General features: G+C 66.0%; 1 protein-coding gene. It reads right to left on the bottom strand.

The genetic code is table 11. The features are described from left to right. On the bottom strand, positions 1-371 hold a 371-nt coding region (locus tag SB725_RS30300; RefSeq protein ID WP_410923041.1), incomplete at both ends, for an FtsK/SpoIIIE domain-containing protein.

Below are 371 nucleotides of genomic sequence, written 5' to 3'. Positions count from 1 at the left end.
GTGCCCGGCGGCAGGAACAGCATGTCGCCCTGGCCGAGCAGCGATTCGGCGCCCATCTGGTCGAGGATCGTGCGCGAGTCGATCTTCGACGACACCTGGAACGCGACACGCGTTGGAATGTTGGCCTTGATGAGGCCGGTGATCACGTCGACGGACGGGCGCTGGGTCGCGAGGATCAGATGGATGCCGGCCGCGCGCGCCTTCTGCGCGAGCCGGGCGATCAGCTCCTCGATCTTCTTGCCGGCGACCATCATCAGGTCGGCCAGCTCGTCGATCACGACGACGATCAGCGGCAGCGTCGACAGCGGTTCCGGATCGTCGGGCGTCAGCGAGAACGGGTTGCCGATCTTCTTTTCCTTGGCCTCGGCGTC

It is taken from the genome of Pseudomonas sp. SIMBA_041, from assembly GCF_046535095.1.
Classification (GTDB): domain Bacteria; phylum Pseudomonadota; class Gammaproteobacteria; order Pseudomonadales; family Pseudomonadaceae; genus Aquipseudomonas; species Aquipseudomonas mucoides.
Note: the sequence above shows the minus strand (reverse complement) of the source record. Positions and strands in the feature narration are given on the sequence as shown.